This window comes from Mesorhizobium sp. M1217 (assembly GCF_040318275.1).
GTDB lineage: Bacteria > Pseudomonadota > Alphaproteobacteria > Rhizobiales > Rhizobiaceae > Mesorhizobium.
In genome coordinates, this window is record NZ_JAMYMA010000005.1 from 17,352 (window position 1) to 33,052 (window position 15,701).

The 15,701-nt window shown below is 62.0% G+C and carries 14 protein-coding genes and 1 tRNA gene; 9 read left to right on the forward strand and 6 right to left on the reverse strand.

Going from position 1 to position 15,701, the window contains the following annotated elements; all coding sequences use genetic code 11:
• The first annotated feature begins 501 nt into the window (after positions 1 to 501).
• Both NKH37_RS09630 and NKH37_RS09635 read left to right on the forward strand, forming a co-directional pair.
• Entirely contained in the window at positions 502 to 1,524 is a 1,023-nt protein-coding gene (locus NKH37_RS09630) for a LacI family DNA-binding transcriptional regulator (RefSeq protein ID WP_353005808.1), read from the forward strand.
• Positions 1,525 to 1,602: 78 nt separating this feature from the next.
• Positions 1,603 to 2,745, forward strand: coding sequence for an alpha-hydroxy acid oxidase (locus NKH37_RS09635; protein ID WP_353005807.1), 1,143 nt, complete (start codon positions 1,603 to 1,605; stop codon positions 2,743 to 2,745).
• 45 nt (positions 2,746 to 2,790) lie between these two features.
• Here NKH37_RS09635 and NKH37_RS09640 read toward each other — a convergent pair whose 3' ends face one another.
• The 4 genes from NKH37_RS09640 to NKH37_RS09655 form a co-directional block, all read right to left on the reverse strand.
• Positions 2,791 to 3,105, reverse strand: coding sequence for an antibiotic biosynthesis monooxygenase (locus NKH37_RS09640; protein ID WP_353005806.1), 315 nt, complete (start codon positions 3,103 to 3,105; stop codon positions 2,791 to 2,793).
• A 929-nt stretch (positions 3,106 to 4,034) separates the two neighbouring features.
• On the reverse strand, positions 4,035 to 4,937 hold the full coding sequence (locus NKH37_RS09645) for an ankyrin repeat domain-containing protein (RefSeq protein ID WP_353041041.1): 903 nt from the start codon (positions 4,935 to 4,937) through the stop codon (positions 4,035 to 4,037).
• Between the two features lie 315 nt (positions 4,938 to 5,252).
• Positions 5,253 to 5,329: transfer RNA gene (locus tag NKH37_RS09650), tRNA-Arg, on the reverse strand.
• 325 nt (positions 5,330 to 5,654) lie between these two features.
• Positions 5,655 to 7,142, reverse strand: a complete 1,488-nt coding sequence (locus tag NKH37_RS09655) for a sensor histidine kinase (protein WP_023718217.1) — start codon at positions 7,140 to 7,142, stop codon at positions 5,655 to 5,657.
• 334 nt (positions 7,143 to 7,476) lie between these two features.
• On the opposite strand from NKH37_RS09655, the gene rpmH reads away from it, so the two are divergent.
• From rpmH to yihA, 5 genes are all read left to right on the forward strand, one after another.
• Positions 7,477 to 7,611, forward strand: a complete 135-nt coding sequence (rpmH, locus tag NKH37_RS09660; RefSeq protein ID WP_008833937.1) for a 50S ribosomal protein L34 — start codon at positions 7,477 to 7,479, stop codon at positions 7,609 to 7,611.
• Between the two features lie 23 nt (positions 7,612 to 7,634).
• Positions 7,635 to 7,988: a ribonuclease P protein component gene (gene rnpA, locus NKH37_RS09665; RefSeq protein WP_352484313.1), complete on the forward strand. Its 354-nt coding sequence runs from the start codon at positions 7,635 to 7,637 to the stop codon at positions 7,986 to 7,988.
• Positions 7,989 to 8,001: 13 nt separating this feature from the next.
• A complete protein-coding gene (gene yidC / locus NKH37_RS09670; RefSeq protein ID WP_023718215.1) occupies positions 8,002 to 9,825 on the forward strand; it encodes a membrane protein insertase YidC in 1,824 nt (607 codons plus the stop codon).
• A gap of 144 nt (positions 9,826 to 9,969) precedes the next feature.
• A complete protein-coding gene (locus NKH37_RS09675) occupies positions 9,970 to 10,608 on the forward strand; it encodes a CatB-related O-acetyltransferase (RefSeq protein WP_353005804.1) in 639 nt (212 codons plus the stop codon).
• A complete protein-coding gene (gene yihA / locus NKH37_RS09680; protein ID WP_352472343.1) occupies positions 10,605 to 11,264 on the forward strand; it encodes a ribosome biogenesis GTP-binding protein YihA/YsxC in 660 nt (219 codons plus the stop codon). The genes NKH37_RS09675 and yihA overlap by 4 nt, the downstream gene beginning before the upstream one ends.
• Before the next feature lie 21 nt (positions 11,265 to 11,285).
• Here the strand turns inward: yihA and NKH37_RS09685 are convergent, their stop codons facing one another.
• A complete protein-coding gene (locus tag NKH37_RS09685) occupies positions 11,286 to 12,035 on the reverse strand; it encodes a TetR/AcrR family transcriptional regulator (protein WP_352640278.1) in 750 nt (249 codons plus the stop codon).
• 144 nt (positions 12,036 to 12,179) lie between these two features.
• Between NKH37_RS09685 and NKH37_RS09690 the strand changes: the two genes are divergently transcribed.
• Both NKH37_RS09690 and NKH37_RS09695 read left to right on the forward strand, forming a co-directional pair.
• Complete coding sequence (locus NKH37_RS09690; RefSeq protein WP_352539957.1) at positions 12,180 to 13,358, forward strand: HlyD family secretion protein; 1,179 nt, start codon at positions 12,180 to 12,182, stop codon at positions 13,356 to 13,358.
• Positions 13,359 to 13,425: 67 nt separating this feature from the next.
• Positions 13,426 to 14,979: a DHA2 family efflux MFS transporter permease subunit gene (locus tag NKH37_RS09695; RefSeq protein WP_352588947.1), complete on the forward strand. Its 1,554-nt coding sequence runs from the start codon at positions 13,426 to 13,428 to the stop codon at positions 14,977 to 14,979.
• A 212-nt stretch (positions 14,980 to 15,191) separates the two neighbouring features.
• Here NKH37_RS09695 and msrB read toward each other — a convergent pair whose 3' ends face one another.
• A complete protein-coding gene (gene msrB, locus NKH37_RS09700) occupies positions 15,192 to 15,692 on the reverse strand; it encodes a peptide-methionine (R)-S-oxide reductase MsrB (RefSeq protein ID WP_292655897.1) in 501 nt (166 codons plus the stop codon).
• Positions 15,693 to 15,701: the final 9 nt, after the last annotated feature.

The following is a 15,701-nucleotide window of genomic DNA, read 5'->3' on the forward strand; positions in this document are numbered from 1 at the left end:
TGATGAACGTGCCGGCGCGGCTTGGACGCCCTCCTCCTCAGGGTTCCGGCAGCGAAGAACGACGCCATTCCAGCCGCGATCGTCGACTTTAGAGACTCATTCGTCGTTCGTAAATAGTCCGATTTGTCTGACATTTCCTCGAAACGGCAGGCGAGCTTCGGTTGACGGGAACTGTCCGCCACTAGGCTGGCTTACGTTCCGAACATGCGCGGGTCCGATGTTCGTCCGAGCATGATGGATTGACGTTATAGGGCCGCCGGATATTAGTAAAGAGTATTAGTTTAATCGGGATTCTCACAAGAAAGGGGCCTCCCAATGCGCTGTCACGTCGGATTCGCGACTAAATCACTTAAGACGGCACTTATATCTATTAGCATCGCTTTACCTTACAAATGCGAGATTTGAGGGACGAATGACATGAACGAACCACTACGCGATCCCGTCCTTGAGGGTACAAGGCGGCGCAAACCGTCCGGGAAAAACCCCAGAGGCCGCGTTACCATGACCGACATCGCCAGGGCCGCCGGTTGTTCGCAGGCGACGGTTTCGTTCGTCCTCAACAACACGCCGGGCATCAGGCTATCGCAGCAAACTCGTGAGCGGGTGATAGAGGCGGCGCGGGCCCTCAGTTATGCGCCGCCGGTGTTTTCCGCCCTGCGAGCCCCGGTTGCCGCTTTTGACGGGCTGGATGGCGTGATCGGCTTCGCCGTCGACCAATTGGCGACCAGCCCGGAGGCGGTCGTCGCCATTGAAGGGGCGCGGCAAGCCTCGTGGAACGCTGGCAATGTACTTTTGGTGGCGCAGACCATGGGCGACGAGGTGATGGAGCCCCGGGCCATCGCGGCGCTGACCAAGCAGGGCATTTCGGCGCTGATCTACATGACCATCTTCACCCGCGAGATCGTCGCGCCGGAGTATCTCTACGGCCTCGACATTCCGGTCATCCTGCTCAACTGCTACACCGCCGACTATGCCTTCCCCGCCGTGGTGCCGAGCGAGATCGCCGGCGGCCAGAGCTCGACCCGGCACCTGATCAGCCATGGCCATCGCCGTATCGCCACCATCACCGGCGAGCCATGGATGCAGGCGGCGCAGGACCGGCTGAAGGGCTACCGCCGGGCGCTGGCGACAGCCGACATCCCGTTCGACCCGGCCTTGGTCGTCGAAGGCGATTGGTCGGCGAGCGCCGGCTATGCCGCGACCATCAAGCTACTGGCGCTGAAAGACCGGCCGACCGCCATCTTCTGCCAGAACGACCGCACCGCGATCGGCTGCTACGAGGCGCTGAAGGAGGCCCGCCTGCACATCCCCCAGGATATTTCGGTGGTCGGCTATGACGACGAGGAGATCGCGCGCCATCTGTTCCCCCCGCTGACGACGTCGATCCTGCCGCATATGGCGATGGGGCAATGGGCGATCGAGCAGCTGGAAGTCCCCGCCCCTCCCGGTCGTGGCCGCCATCCCATCACCAAGCTCGAATGCCCGCTGGTGGAGCGGGAGTCGGTTGGCGCGGTGGCGGGCTGACGCGAGGCGGCGGAATAGTCGGCGATCGACAATTGCATAGGCTTGACATCGCGCCCCGCATAGATCCGATTGAGCCCTATGAGGTTGCAAAGCTGCTATAATTTTCAGGACTTTCGCAGGCTGGCCAGACAGCGCCTGCCAGGACCGATCTTCGACTATATCGATGGCGGCGCGGACGACGAGACGACGCTGCGGCGCAACACGGCTGCGTTCGAGGACTGCGACCTCGTCCCAAACGTGCTTGCCGGTGTCGGGCAGATCGACATGTCGGTCACCGTCATGGGCCAGAAACTGGCGATGCCGGTCTATTGCTCGCCGACGGCTCTCCAGCGACTGTTCCACCATAGCGGCGAGCGCGCCGTCGCCGCGGCGGCGGAGAAGTTCGGCACGATGTTCGGCGTCTCATCGCTCGGCACGGTCAGCCTGGAGGAAGTCCGCAAGCACAGGACGCCGCAGGTCTATCAGTTCTATTTCCACAGGGATCGCGGCCTGAACCGCGCCATGATGGAGCGCGCCAAGGCGTCCGGCGTCGAGGTGATGATGCTGACCGTCGACAGCGTCACCGGCGGAAACCGCGAGCGTGACCTGCGGACCGGCTTTTCGATCCCCTTTCGGCTTACGCTCGGCGGTATGATGCAGTTCGCGATCAAGCCGAGATGGGCCATCGACTATTTGACGCACGAAAAGTTCAGCCTGCCGCAGTTGGACGGCCATATCGATCTCGGTGGCGGAGCGCTTTCCATCAGCCGCTATTTCACGGAGATCCTCGACCCGTCGCTGGATTGGAAGGACGTCGAAGACATGGTCCGCTTCTGGAACGGCCAGTTTTGCCTGAAGGGGATCATGAGCGTTGCCGATGCCAGAAAGGTCGTCGACATCGGCTGCACCGGCATCGTTCTGTCAAATCATGGCGGCAGGCAGTTGGACGGCTCGCGCAGTCCCTTCGACCAGCTGTCAGAGATCGTCGACGCGGTGGGCGACAGGATAGACGTGATCATCGACAGCGGCGTCCAGCGCGGCACGCATGTGCTGAAAGCCCTGTCGTTGGGTGCCAAGGCCGTCGGTATCGGGCGCTACTATCTCTTCCCGCTGGCAGCCGCCGGACAGGCCGGCGTCGAACGGGCGCTCGGCCTGATGCGAACCGAAATCGAACGCGACATGCGGCTGATGGGATGCAGGTCGGTGGCAGAGCTTTCCAGTGGGAATGTGCGGTTTAGGTGAGTGGCGGGAGATGCGCACGGCATAAGCTTTGTCGAAATGCGAACACTACACCGACCTGCCGCCGCTCCTGCCGTCCGTTTCGAAGACGGCCTCGCCGGAAACAGCATCCGTATATCCGCCTTCAAGCTGCTGCAACGTATGCCGGAACCGATCAAGATTGCCTCGCATTTTGGGCCGAGCATCGACCATGTGCTGGAAAGTGTCCCACTCTCCAATCGAAAAGAAGGCGCCATCTCCGGATTTGATGAGAGCCATTTTTCGCAATCCCTCGAAATTGCGCGGAGCGCTGCTGAACAGTTCGACGAATTCGTCTTCACTTCCCGGCTTGACCTGGAAGCGGACGCTGTTGAATGCCATCATGTATGTTCCCCCCGTGAAAGACCTGAAGAACCTCGAATGCGCGAAAGCCCTAAGGCACCTCAAACCCTCAAACGAGCGTATCGGAAAATCGGAAGGTTGGCTTCAGCCATCTCACGCCGAACGCCTGTTCCTGGCGATGTTTGTTAGGAAGAGGACGACACTCGATCTCAATCGCGCGCCCTGCTGGCCAGCAATGAAACGCGCTGTTAACGCCGTTCGCGGGTGACAGGATGTTGGCCGCAGGTCAAACGTGTAGTCTGCATCTGGCTGTCAGTTGCGGAGGCGGAAATGAATTTGCTTCGGATTGCGCTCTTGTGCACGGCCATGATCGACCTTGGAATGCCTACCGTTCGCGCTGAGGATCGGCCTGTGCCGCCGAACAACAAAGCCGCAACAGTGCAGCCGCCCGTTCATTGTGAAGGCCAAAACTGTCTCCCGCCGGCGAAAGATCCCGTGCAGGAATGCACCGGCCAGGATTGCACGCCAGCGCCGCCGACTGAACTGGGTCCGGAGATCAAGCAGGCCGACTGAGTCGGCATCAGCAGACCATCCCCTCTTTTGGCAGGGATGGCGCTCAGCCCTCGCGACCCTCCGACCATCGGCGCCGGTCACGGTCATAGTCGGGCGGCTATGAGCTCACCGCGCCCGAGAGGCCCCATGAGGCGGGCCGTGCATTGGATTGATGGCGCGCCCGAAGAGGATGAAACTGGGAACTCGTATGTTATTGCTGCGCCTATCGATTTCTCAGATCACCGCTCGGAGCCGAAGGTCCGCCTTGCGCGCCATAAACTGTCCCTTGCCACCCCTGAACAGCCAAAATCGGATCCAACCGGTCATTCGTCAAGGGGAAGCGAAGTGACCTCCATGCAGAATTCGAGCGCTCATCGGCGTTGGGCGCAATCCGGCCGCGGCCCTCCTGGGGCTAACGTTCAGGGCAGCGGGATCGGCTTGTCGCTGAGTGTGCGCAAGTAGGCGATCAGGTCGACCCGTTCGGTCTCGTCCGGAACACCAGGCGTCTCCATGTAAACGCCCGGCGTGGTGAGCATGGGTCCGAAGAGATATCTGTTCAGATCCTCGTACGTCCATACACCCTCCCAGTCGAGCAAAGCGTCGGAGTAACGCATTTTTGCCACAGACGCCTTGTCGCGACCGACGACGCTCCACAAGTTGGGTCCCGTCTTGGTCGCTCCCTGTGGCTCGGCATTGTGGCAACCGGCACACAGGCGGGTGAAGTAGGTTCGGCCTTTCTCGACATCGGCAGTAGCCAACTTCATCGAGATCGGAGCTGGTGTTGGCAAGACGACGCCGTGCGACATGAGATAGTCGGCAACTTCGCGTTGCCCCTTGAATTTTGCCAGATGGAGCGGTGTCTTGCCGTCCTTTGTCTTCGCATTCACGTCCGCGCCGGCCTCGACCAGTGCCTTCACGCAGTCGAAACAACCGAGATTCACCGCGATGTGGAGTGCGTTTTCGCGGCTGCGCTTCGAATTTGGATTTGCGCCCCCATCCAGCAACAGATTGATCAGGTCGATCCTGCGTTTTGCCAAAGCCGGCATGAGCGCAGGCCCCAAAAGCGGCGTCGGGGCGGCGTTAACGTCGGCACCGCGTTCCATGAGCAGTTTTGCCGCCGCAAAATGCCCGCCCCTAACCGCAAGATAGAGTGGTGTCGCGCCCCCGTCGCTCTCATCGACGCCGGCACCAGCGTCGAGCGCTGCCGTGATCCCGGCGACATCGCCCTTCATGGCGGCGTCGTGGATGGAGGCGGCATGCGATACAATCGGAATGTGTAGAAGCACCAACAGAATGAAAGGCAAGAACCCGCGCATTAGCATCTCCCAAGGCAAGCCTGAGGACCCGGCACGATTTCAAGAAGGGCAGAGGTTAGTACGAATGCTCGATAGCGGCAACGCACGTGTGATCGAGTTCGCCGCCGCCGTGGCGGGCGGCGGCAGCGCATGCAGTCGCCTGCATGCAAGGCGGTCCTAAACATCAGCCGACCAGCCGTGGCTCATCCCCCAAGGAGAAGCCGTTTCTCAGCGCCGGGAATCCCGCAGATTTGCCGGTAACCGCTAAAGCGCCACCACGATGGCAATGATGAGCGGCTAAGCGGTCCATCGATGCCGGTGGATTGGGATGTACATTACAAATGGCGCGCCCGAAGAGATTCGAACTCCTGACCCCCAGATTCGTAGTCTGGTGCTCTATCCAGCTGAGCTACGGGCGCGCAACAGGCCATGCTTTGCATAGCCCCGCGATCCGATCCTGGCGACCGGCCGCGAATGTGAGCTGTTCCCTAGCGACTGAATTTGCGAAAAGCAAGCCGATCCTGGCCAAAAGTTTTGCCGTCACGTTTTGCCGTCATGCGCCGGCCGGCGAAGGTAAGATCGCGTCACGCGGCGGCCGAGCCGATAGGTCGTCGTCTTGGATCGGTCATTTGCCAATCGGAACGGTCCGTAACGAAACAAGCCGTTGCACGGCGGCCGAGCCGATGACTCTTAGTCCCGGACCAACCATTTGCGAATTGAAACGGTCCGTAACGAAACGGTTCGTTACGCCGGGCGGCGCAGGCCGTTGCGGGCTTGGTCGAGCCGGACCGGCTGGTCGGGAATGGTGACGGCGAATGTGGTGCGGCCGCCGATGCTTTCGACCAGCTCCACCGTGCCGCCATGGGCGCGGATCAATTCATGGGCGATCGCCAGGCCAAGGCCGGTGCCGCCGCTGCGGGCCGAGCCGCGAAACGCCGCGAACAGGTTTTCGCGCGCCTTCGGCGGCAGGCCGGGGCCGGTGTCGGTGACGACGATGCGGCTGACGCTGCCGATGCGCTCGGCCGATATGGTCAGGCGGCGCACTACGGCGCTCTCGGTGTCCGCCGCCATCGCCTGCACGGCGTTGCGGCTAAGATTGGTGAGCACGCGGAACAGCTGATCGGAATCGGCGTCGACCTCGAGCACCGGATCGACGGCGTTGACGAATTCGATGCCGCATTCGATGTCGAGCAGGCCCTGGACGTCCTCGACCAACTGGCGGAGCCGCAGCCTGCGACGCGACGGCGGCGGCTCCTGGGTGCGGCCATAGGACAGCACGCCTTCCGAATAGGACACGGCGCGATCGAGCGCGCGCAGCAGTTTTGGCGCGAAGGCCTGAACAGTCGGGTCCTTTACCTGGCGCAGGCGGTCCGACATCAGCTGCGCCGAGGCAAGGATGTTGCGCATGTCGTGGTTGATCTTCGACACGGCCAGGCCGAGATCGGCCAGGTGCTTCTGCTCGGTCAGCATCTTTTGCAGCCGCTCCTGCATCTGCGACAGCTCGCGTTCGGCGACGCCGATCTCGTCGGCCCGGGCGGCGGGGTGAATGATGCGACCGGGATCGTCGGGCGCCTCGGAAAAGGACAGCATCGAGCGCGTCATCGTCCTGATCGGGCCGATCATGATCAGGTCTATCGCGGCGTAGACCAGCATGGCGGTGAACAGCGAAATCAGCAGCGAGACGAAGGCGACGTTGCGCGAATAGATCAGCATGGCATTGCGCAGGCGGTGGTCGGGCATGATCAGCTCGAACTCCTTGTCGCTGTCGCCGACCGGCCCGAAAACGCGCAGCATCCTCTTGCCGCCGAAAAACAGCGTGTCCAGCGCGCCGGTCATGCCCTTGATCATGCCGACATTGGCGATATCGATATGCTCGTCCACCTGCGGCGGCATTTCGGCCACGACCAGCAGCCGCGAGACGCCGCCGTCGCGCACCGCGATCGCCTTGGCGCCGATCGCCATCAGCACGTCGTTCTGGGCGGCACGCGACAGCGAGGCAGGTTCGCCCTGCACCAGGACGATGGAAACAGCAGCGGCAGTACTCAGCCTCTCCTTCAGCCAACTCAGCCGGTAACTGGCGATCCAGGGCACGAAGATGAGGATTTCAGCCAAGAGCACGAAGACGATGGTGAGCAGCAGCAACTTGGTCGACAGGCCGCGCGCCAAGGGCACCCTGCGGGTGGCGGCCTTCGCCTCGGCGATGCTTTCGTCGGTTGCTGGGACTTCACTCATGCTCGTCGTCACGGCTGCCTGTCATCACGGCTGCTTGTCTTAAGGACTGCTTGTCTTCACGATCGCTTGATCGGGTGAGATTAGGCGATTGCGGCTTTTTTGCCAAATTCATCCTTGGTCGAAGCCGGACAAAGGGCCGCAAGACGTCCCTCCCGGTCCGACAACGCCGGCCCGACGCGCTGGATTGACTTCCAAAACCCTTCTTTCTATAAGCCCGCTCACGCTCGGGCCATTCGTCCCGGCGCGGTTTCGATCGCGCCAAAACCGGCCCGGCAAAGCTCCTGTTACAAAGTGACAGAATCAAGAAGGGCCGCACCCCGCGGTATTTAAACAAATGAAGCGTACTTACCAGCCGTCCAAACTCGTCCGCAAACGCAGGCACGGCTTCCGTGCCCGCATGGCCACCAAGGGTGGCCGCGGCGTCGTCGCAGCCCGCCGCAACCGCGGCCGCAAGCGTCTCAGCGCCTGAGCACCAAGCGAGAGACAAGATCGTTGCCCGCAACCGGCAAGCCAACGGGTGCCCATCCCAAGCGGCTTCTGAAGCGCGCGGAATTCCTGGCTGTCCGCCGCGGCGAAAAGCGCCGCGGACGGCTTTTCCTCGTCGAGGTTCTGGGCCGCGGCGACTGCGAAGCGCCGCGCGTCGGCTATACCGTCACCAGGAAGGTCGGCAACGCCGTCGTTCGCAACCGCATCCGGCGGCGGCTGAGAGAGGCCGTGCGCACGCATGCCGCGGATGACATGGCGCCGGGCAATGATTATGTCATCGTCGGGCGCGAAGACGTGCTTACCACTCCGTTTGGCCAGTTGAAGGCCGAACTCTCCCGCAGATTGCGTGGAACACGATAGGCCAAGGGCTTCGATGGAAAACAACCGCAACTTCTTCATCACCATCGCACTGTCGGTGCTGATCCTGGCGCTTTGGCAATATTTCTATGTGATGCCGCGCAGCGAGATGCAGCGCGAAGCCGCCCGGATCGAAGAGCAGCGCGTGGCGGAGCAGAAGAAGGCCGCCGAAGGCACCAGTCCGGGCGCCAGCGAAACACCGGTACAGCCCGGCGCCATTCCGAGCGCGCCTGGCGGCGATGCGGTGACGCCGGCCGGCCGCGACCAGGCGATTGCCTCGACCAGCCGCGTCAAGATCGACACGCCGAGCCTCGAAGGTTCGATCAACCTCACCGGTGCGCGCCTCGATGACCTCCGGCTCAAGCATTACAGGGAGACGGTCGACAAGACCTCGCCCGAGATCGCGTTGCTCAACCCGGCGTCCCTGCCGAACGGCTATTTCGCCGAGATCGGCTTTTCTGGCGCGCCGGATGTGGGCACGCTGCCCGGCCCCGACACGGTCTGGCAGACCGACGGCAAGGCGACGCTCACACCGGCGACGCCGGTCACGCTGACCTTTACCAACGACAAGGGCCTGACCTTCAAGCGCACCTTCTCCGTCGACAGCCAATATATGTTCACCGTATCCGACACGGTTCAGAACGGCGGCTCGGCGCCGGCGACGTTGTCGAACTATGGCCGCGTTACGCGTTTCGACAAGCCGGCCATCGCCAGCACCTATGTGCTGCACGAGGGCCTGATCGGCGTTACCGGAAGCGAGGGCCTGCAGGAATACAAATACTCCAGCGTCGAATCGGACAAGGAATACAAGCCAGGCAAGTCGACCGACGGCTGGCTGGGCATCACCGATAAGTATTGGGCGGTGACCCTGGTGCCGCCTAGCGGCCGCGAATTTCAGCCCAAATTCTCTTATTTCGAGTTCAAAAGCGGGCCCCATCCTCACAGCTACCAGTCCGATTTCCTGTCCGATCCCGTCACGGTCGCTCCCGGGCAATCGACGACCGTGGAGTCGGAGATATTCGCCGGCGCCAAGGAAGTTTCGACGATCAACGCTTATGAAAAGGACCGTCATATTCGCCAGTTCGACCTGCTGATCGACTGGGGCTGGTTCTATTTCATCACCAAGCCGATGTTCTGGCTGATCGACACGCTTTACAAATTCTTCGGCAATTTCGGCCTGGCGATCCTCGCCACCACCGTCATCGTCAAAGCGCTGTTCTTCCCGCTCGCCAACAAGTCCTATGCGTCGATGGCGAACATGAAGAAGGTGCAGCCCAAGATGCTCGAGATCCGCGAGAAATACGCGGACGACAAGATGAAGCAGCAGCAGGCGATGATGGAGCTGTACAAGACCGAGAAAATCAATCCGCTCGCCGGTTGCTGGCCGGTGGCGTTGCAGATCCCGGTGTTCTTCTCGCTCTACAAGGTGCTCTACATCACCATCGAGATGCGGCACGCGCCGTTCTTCGGCTGGATCCAGGATCTGGCGGCGCCGGATCCGACATCGATCTTCAACCTGTTCGGGCTGATCCCGATCACCTTGCCGCACATGCTGATGATCGGCGTCTGGCCTCTGATCATGGGCGTGACGATGTTCCTGCAGATGCGCATGAACCCGACGCCGCCGGACCCGACGCAGGCGGCAATCTTCACCTGGATGCCTGTGATCTTCACCTTCATGATGGCGGGTTTTCCGGCCGGCCTCGTCATCTACTGGGCCTGGAACAACACGTTGTCGATCCTGCAGCAGGGCGTGATCATGAAGCGGCAGGGCGCCAAGATCGAATTGTGGGACAATCTGGTCGCGCTGTTCCGCAAGAAACCGTCGCCGGCGGAATAGCCGGCGCTCCGATAATGCGAAACCAGAAAGCCCCGGTTCGTCCGGGGCTTTTTGCACAAGCTGCCGGCCTGGATTAAGCGATTGGTACTGCGGGACGGATCGCGCTATTTTGACCTGCCTGGCAGGTGCTCGACGGAGCTCGATATGACCGGACCCAATCCATCGATCAAGCATCCGATCCCGTTGCACACACGCGTCGGCTTTCTGAAACCGCTGGTGACGGCGCCTAATATCGAGATCGGCGACTTCACCTATTATGACGACCCTGACGGACCTGACAAATTCGCCGAAAAATGCGTGCTGCATCATTATCCGTTCATCGGCGACAGGCTGGTCATCGGCAAGTTCTGCGCCCTCGCCGAGGGCGCGCGTTTCATCATGAACGGCGCCAATCACGCCATGTCCGGCTTTTCGACCTATCCGTTCAATATCTTTGGCCACGGCTGGGAAGAAGGCTTCGACCCGGCGACATGGTCGAAGGAGGTGCGTGGCGACACAATCGTCGGCAACGACGTCTGGATCGGCATGGAAGCGGTGATGCTGCCGGGCGTCAAGATCGGCGACGGCGCCATTGTGGCGGCAAAGTCGGTGGTGACGCACGATGTGCCGGCCTATGCGATCGTCGCCGGCAATCCGGCCAAGGTGGTGAAGATGCGCTTCGATGACGGGACCATCCGGCGGCTGCTGGCGCTGGCGTGGTGGCACTGGCCGGTGGAAAAGATCAGCCGCAATCTCGATGCCATTCGTGGCAGCAACATTTTTCTTCTGGAGGCAGCGGTTTGAACGCGTTGAACAAGACCACGATCGGCATCGAATTGTTCACGCGAGCCTGGATCTTCATCCGCGGCGTGCCGGCGATGAAATTCCTGCCGCCGGAGGGTCCACCCGAGATCGCCTTTGCCGGCCGCTCCAATGTCGGCAAATCGTCGCTGATCAACGCGCTGGTCAACCAGAAGGGGCTGGCGCGCACCTCCAACACGCCGGGCCGGACGCAAGAGCTCAACTATTTCGTGCCGGGCGGATTTTCGGGAGAAGGCGCCGATCTGCCGCCGATGGCACTGGTCGATATGCCGGGCTATGGCTACGCCACGGCGCCGAAGGAAAAGGTCGACGAGTGGACGAAGCTCGTGTTCGACTACCTGAAGGGCCGGGTGACGCTGAAGCGCGTCTACGTGCTGATCGACGCCCGCCATGGCATCAAGGCCAAGGACGACGAGGTGCTGTCGCTGCTCGACAAGGCGGCGGTGTCGTATCAGATCGTGCTGACCAAGACCGACAAGATCAAGGCGGCGGGGGTACCGCGACTGGTCGAGGAAACGCTCCAGAAGATCAAGAAACGACCGGCGGCCTTCCCCTTCGTGCTCGCCACGTCGTCGGAAAAGAGCGAGGGTCTCGAGGAACTGCGTGCGGCGATCGTGCTCGCCGCCAATGGCGGATAGGCCACCGACCCTGGCAGCCTGTCAGGCGGGGCTGGAGGCCCGTTCCTGCTCTGCAAGCTGTTCGGTGCCGTAGGCCTTCAGGAACACATCGACGCCCGACCTGACGATGTGTTCGATCTCGGCCACACTTGGCGCCTTGGTGCGATAGGCGAAAATGCACTGGCGGAAAAGACCGGCCAGACACAGCTCGGTGAACTGATAGGCGGCAAGCTCGACGTCGTCGATCTTCAGCAGGCCGCGTTCGATAGCCATGTTGAGGAAAACGACGACCCTGTCATGGCCACGCTTCGGGCCGCGTTCGTAGAACCGGGCACCAAGCTCCGGGATGCGTTCCGACGCGCCGATCACCGTCCGCTGCGCCAGGATGACCCTCGCCGAAGTGATCTTCATGGACAGCACGATGCCGAACTTCACCAACGTCTGGCGAAGGTCGCCGATCTGGTCGAGCACCTCATACATGTTCTTGAAAATCGTGCCGCGCTCTTCCTCGATCAGCGCTTCGAAGAGCTCTTCCTTGTTGGCGAAGTAGACATAGATGGTGCCCTTGGACACGCCGGCCTCGCGCGTAATGTCGTTCATCGACGCGGCTTCGAAGCCCTTTTCGATGAAGACACGGCGCGCACCGTCGATGATCTGGCTGCGCTTGACCGGGTCTTGACCCGCGGCCGGGCGGCCGCGCGGCAGACTGTCCAGCAGATCGCACTGGTCCTTGCCAGCGCTGGGCAATGAGCCTGAACCAGGCAAAGGAGCGGCCTTGGGGACTTCGGCCATAATGTCACACCTCGTAAAATAATTCGAACCATCCGGTTCGATTGCTCTTGATATGGTCCTCTTTAAGCGCTAAGTCAACGTCGAGATCGAACCGAACGGTTCAGTCTGACAAAATTCAGCGCCAGTTAATTTAGAGAGACTATCATGTCCTCGAACGCGCCCACCAGTGCCGAAGTCCGCCCCTTCCCCAGTGCCAAGGTCCAGCCTGCGATCGAAGCGCCGGAAACCCCTCTCAAGCCCGCCGACGTCACCCCGCTGGCTCCCGCCAAGAAGAAGCGGTCGATGCGCTCGATGTTGCTGCCCATCATCGGCCTGGCCCTGCTGGGCGCCGGCGCCTGGTATGGCTATGATTACTGGACCGACGGGCGCTTCATGATCACGACCGACGATGCCTATGTCCAGGCCGACACCGCGTTCATCTCGCCAAAAATCTCGGGTTATGTCGATCAGGTCAAAGTGACCGAGAACCAGCAGGTGAAGGCCGGCGACCCGCTGCTGATCGTCGATGACGGTGACTACAAGATAGCCGTTGCCCAGGCCGAGGCGCAGATCGCCACGTTGAGCAAGACGCTCGACCGCATCGATGCCCAGACCGAGGCGGCGCGCGCCTCGCTCAAGCAGGCGCAGGCGCAGAAGACCGCCGACCAGGCCGCGGCCGATAATGCCAAGCGAGCTCAGGTTCGTGCCGCCCAGTTGCTCAAGACCCGCGTCGGTACCCAGGCCCAGTTGGACGATGCCCAGACGGCGGTCGAGCAAGCCAATGCCGCACTAGCCGGCGCCGACGCGCAGATCGCGGCGGCTCAGGCGAATATCGGCGTGCTCCAGGCGCAGCGGGCGGAATCGGCAAGTACGCTGGGCTCGCTGCAGCTTGCCCACGACAAGGCGGTGCGGGATCTGTCCTTCACCGTGCTGCGCGCACCCTATGACGGCGTGGTCGGCAACCGCTCGGTCGAGCAGGGCGACCTGATCAGCCCCGGACAGAAGCTCGCCGTCATCGTGCCAATGGACAAGCTCTACATCGTCGCCAACTTCAAGGAGACCCAGCTTGCCCGGCTGGTGCCTGGTGAAAAGGTCAGAGTGTCGGTCGACGCGATCGACGGTCAGGACATCGAGGGTACCGTGTCGTCGCTGGCCCCGGCTTCGGGAGCAGTGTTCTCGCTGCTGCCGCCGGAAAACGCCACAGGCAATTTCACCAAGGTGGTGCAGCGCGTTCCGGTTCGCATCGACGTGCCCGCGGATGTGCTGAAGACGGGCAAGCTGCGCGCCGGCCTGAGCGTCGTCGTCGCCGTCGACAGCCGCACGGCGCCTTCGGCATCGAAGTAAAGCGGAACCGGGAGCAAAGGTCATGGCGACCGCAACCCTAACTGCAGGATCGGCGCCGACGCCAGCCATGCCGGCGCCGGTTGACCACATCTCGACACGCCGCGTCATCGCCTTCCTGGCAATGGTGTTCGGCATGTTCATGGCCATCCTGGACATCCAGATCGTCTCGGCCTCGCTGGCCGAGATCCAGGCGGGCCTGAGCGCCAGTTCGGACGAGATTCCGTGGGTGCAGACGGCGTATCTGATTGCCGAGGTGGTGATGATCCCGCTGTCGGGCTTCCTCAGCCGGATGCTGTCGACGCGGGTGCTGTTCACAATCTCGGCGGCAGGTTTCACCGCGGCCAGCGCGCTGGCGGCGACCGCAACCAATATCGACCAGATGATCGTCTACCGCGCCGTGCAGGGCTTCATCGGCGGCGGCATGATCCCGAGCGTCTTTGCAGCCGCCTTCACCATCTTCCCGCCGTCGCGTCGCGCCATCGTCTCGCCGATGATCGGCCTGGTGGCGACGCTGGCGCCAACCATCGGCCCGACCGTCGGCGGCTATATCAGCCATGCCATGTCCTGGCACTGGCTGTTCCTGGTCAACGTCGTGCCCGGCATTCTGGTGACGACGGCCGCCTGGTCGCTGATCGACTTCGACAAACCCAATCTCAAGCTGTTCAGCAAGTTCGACTGGTGGGGGCTTGCCGGCATGGCCGCCTTCCTGGGCTGCATGGAATATGTGCTGGAGGAAGGTCCCAACAACGACTGGCTGCAGGATCAGGCGGTGTTCATCTGCGCCGTCATCATGACCTTCGGCGCGGTGCTGTTCTTCTGGCGCGTGTTCACCGCCGAGGAGCCGATTGTCGATCTGAGGGCTTTCAGCAATATCAATTTTGCCTTCGGCTCGCTGTTCTCCTTCGTCGTCGGCATCGGCCTCTACGGTCTGACCTATCTTTATCCGGTGTTCCTGGGGCGGATCCGCGGCTACGATTCGATGATGATCGGCGAGGCGCTGTTCGTCAGCGGCCTGGCCATGTTCTTCACTGCGCCGATCTCCGGCATCCTGTCGAACAAGATGGACCCGCGCATCATGATGATGATCGGCTTCTTCGGCTTCGCCACGGGGACCTGGTGGATGACGCATCTCACCGCCGACTGGGATTTCTATGAACTGCTGATCCCGCAGATCCTGCGCGGCTGCTCGATGATGCTTTGCATGGTGCCGATCAACAACATTGCGCTCGGAACCTTGCCGCCGGAGCGGCTGAAGAATGCGTCTGGCCTGTTCAACCTGACCCGCAATCTCGGCGGCGCCGTCGGCCTGGCAGTCATCAACACCGTGCTGATCGACCGCAATGCCTTCCATTACGCCAGGCTCTCCGAGCACGTGCAATGGGGAAGTGCCGCTGCGCAGCAGAAGCTGCAGAACATGACGCTCAACTTCGAGCAGACCGCCGGGCTCGACGCCTCCAAGGCGGCCATCTCCAAACTGTCAGGCATGGTCCAGCAGCAGGCGTCGCTGCTGTCGTTCATGGACGTATTCTTCATGCTGACGGTTTTGTTCGCGACGCTTGGGCTCTTCACCCTGGTGATCCGCAAGCCAGCCGCTCAGGGCGGCGGTGGCGGAGGCCATTGAGGCGCGCTGGATCCCCCGCCTGGCGCCCTCGCGCATGACCCCGAAAAGCGATTTCGGGGTCATGCGCAAAATCAACCATTACGAAGTCTTGGAGCGGCGGACACTCCACCGCTCCAACTTTTTGTTTGAGCATCGGATTTTCCCAAAACCGCTTCGCACTTTTGGGTCCGATGCTCTAGCGCTCTCCGACAAAGTCAGGGGCGCAGCCATCCTCAGGCCGTCGCCGGCTTGAAGGTCAAGGCGACACCGTTGATGCAATGCCGCAACCCGGTCGGCGGCGGACCGTCGTCGAAGACGTGGCCGAGATGGCCACCGCAGCGGCGACAATGGACCTCGGTGCGGGTCATGCCCAACGACCTGTCCACGGTCTTGCCGATCGCGTTGGGGATTTCCTGCCAGAAGCTCGGCCAGCCGGTGCCGGAATCGAACTTGGTCTCTGACGAATAGACCGGCAGGTCGCAGCCGGCGCAAGCGAAGATGCCTTTGCGGTGCTCGTTGAGCAGCGGACTGGTGCCCGGGTATTCCGTGCCCTCCTTGCGCAGCACATTGAAGGCCGCGTCGGACAGGATGGCGCGCCACTCGGCCTCGGTCTTGGTAACCTCGAAAGTCTCGGCCGCGCGTGCATCCTGGGCTCCGCCCATGCGCAGCGCGGTGGCGCCTGCGACAACGCCAATGGCTGCCGCACCACTCAAAAGAAGCTCGCGACGGTTCATGCCCATTCC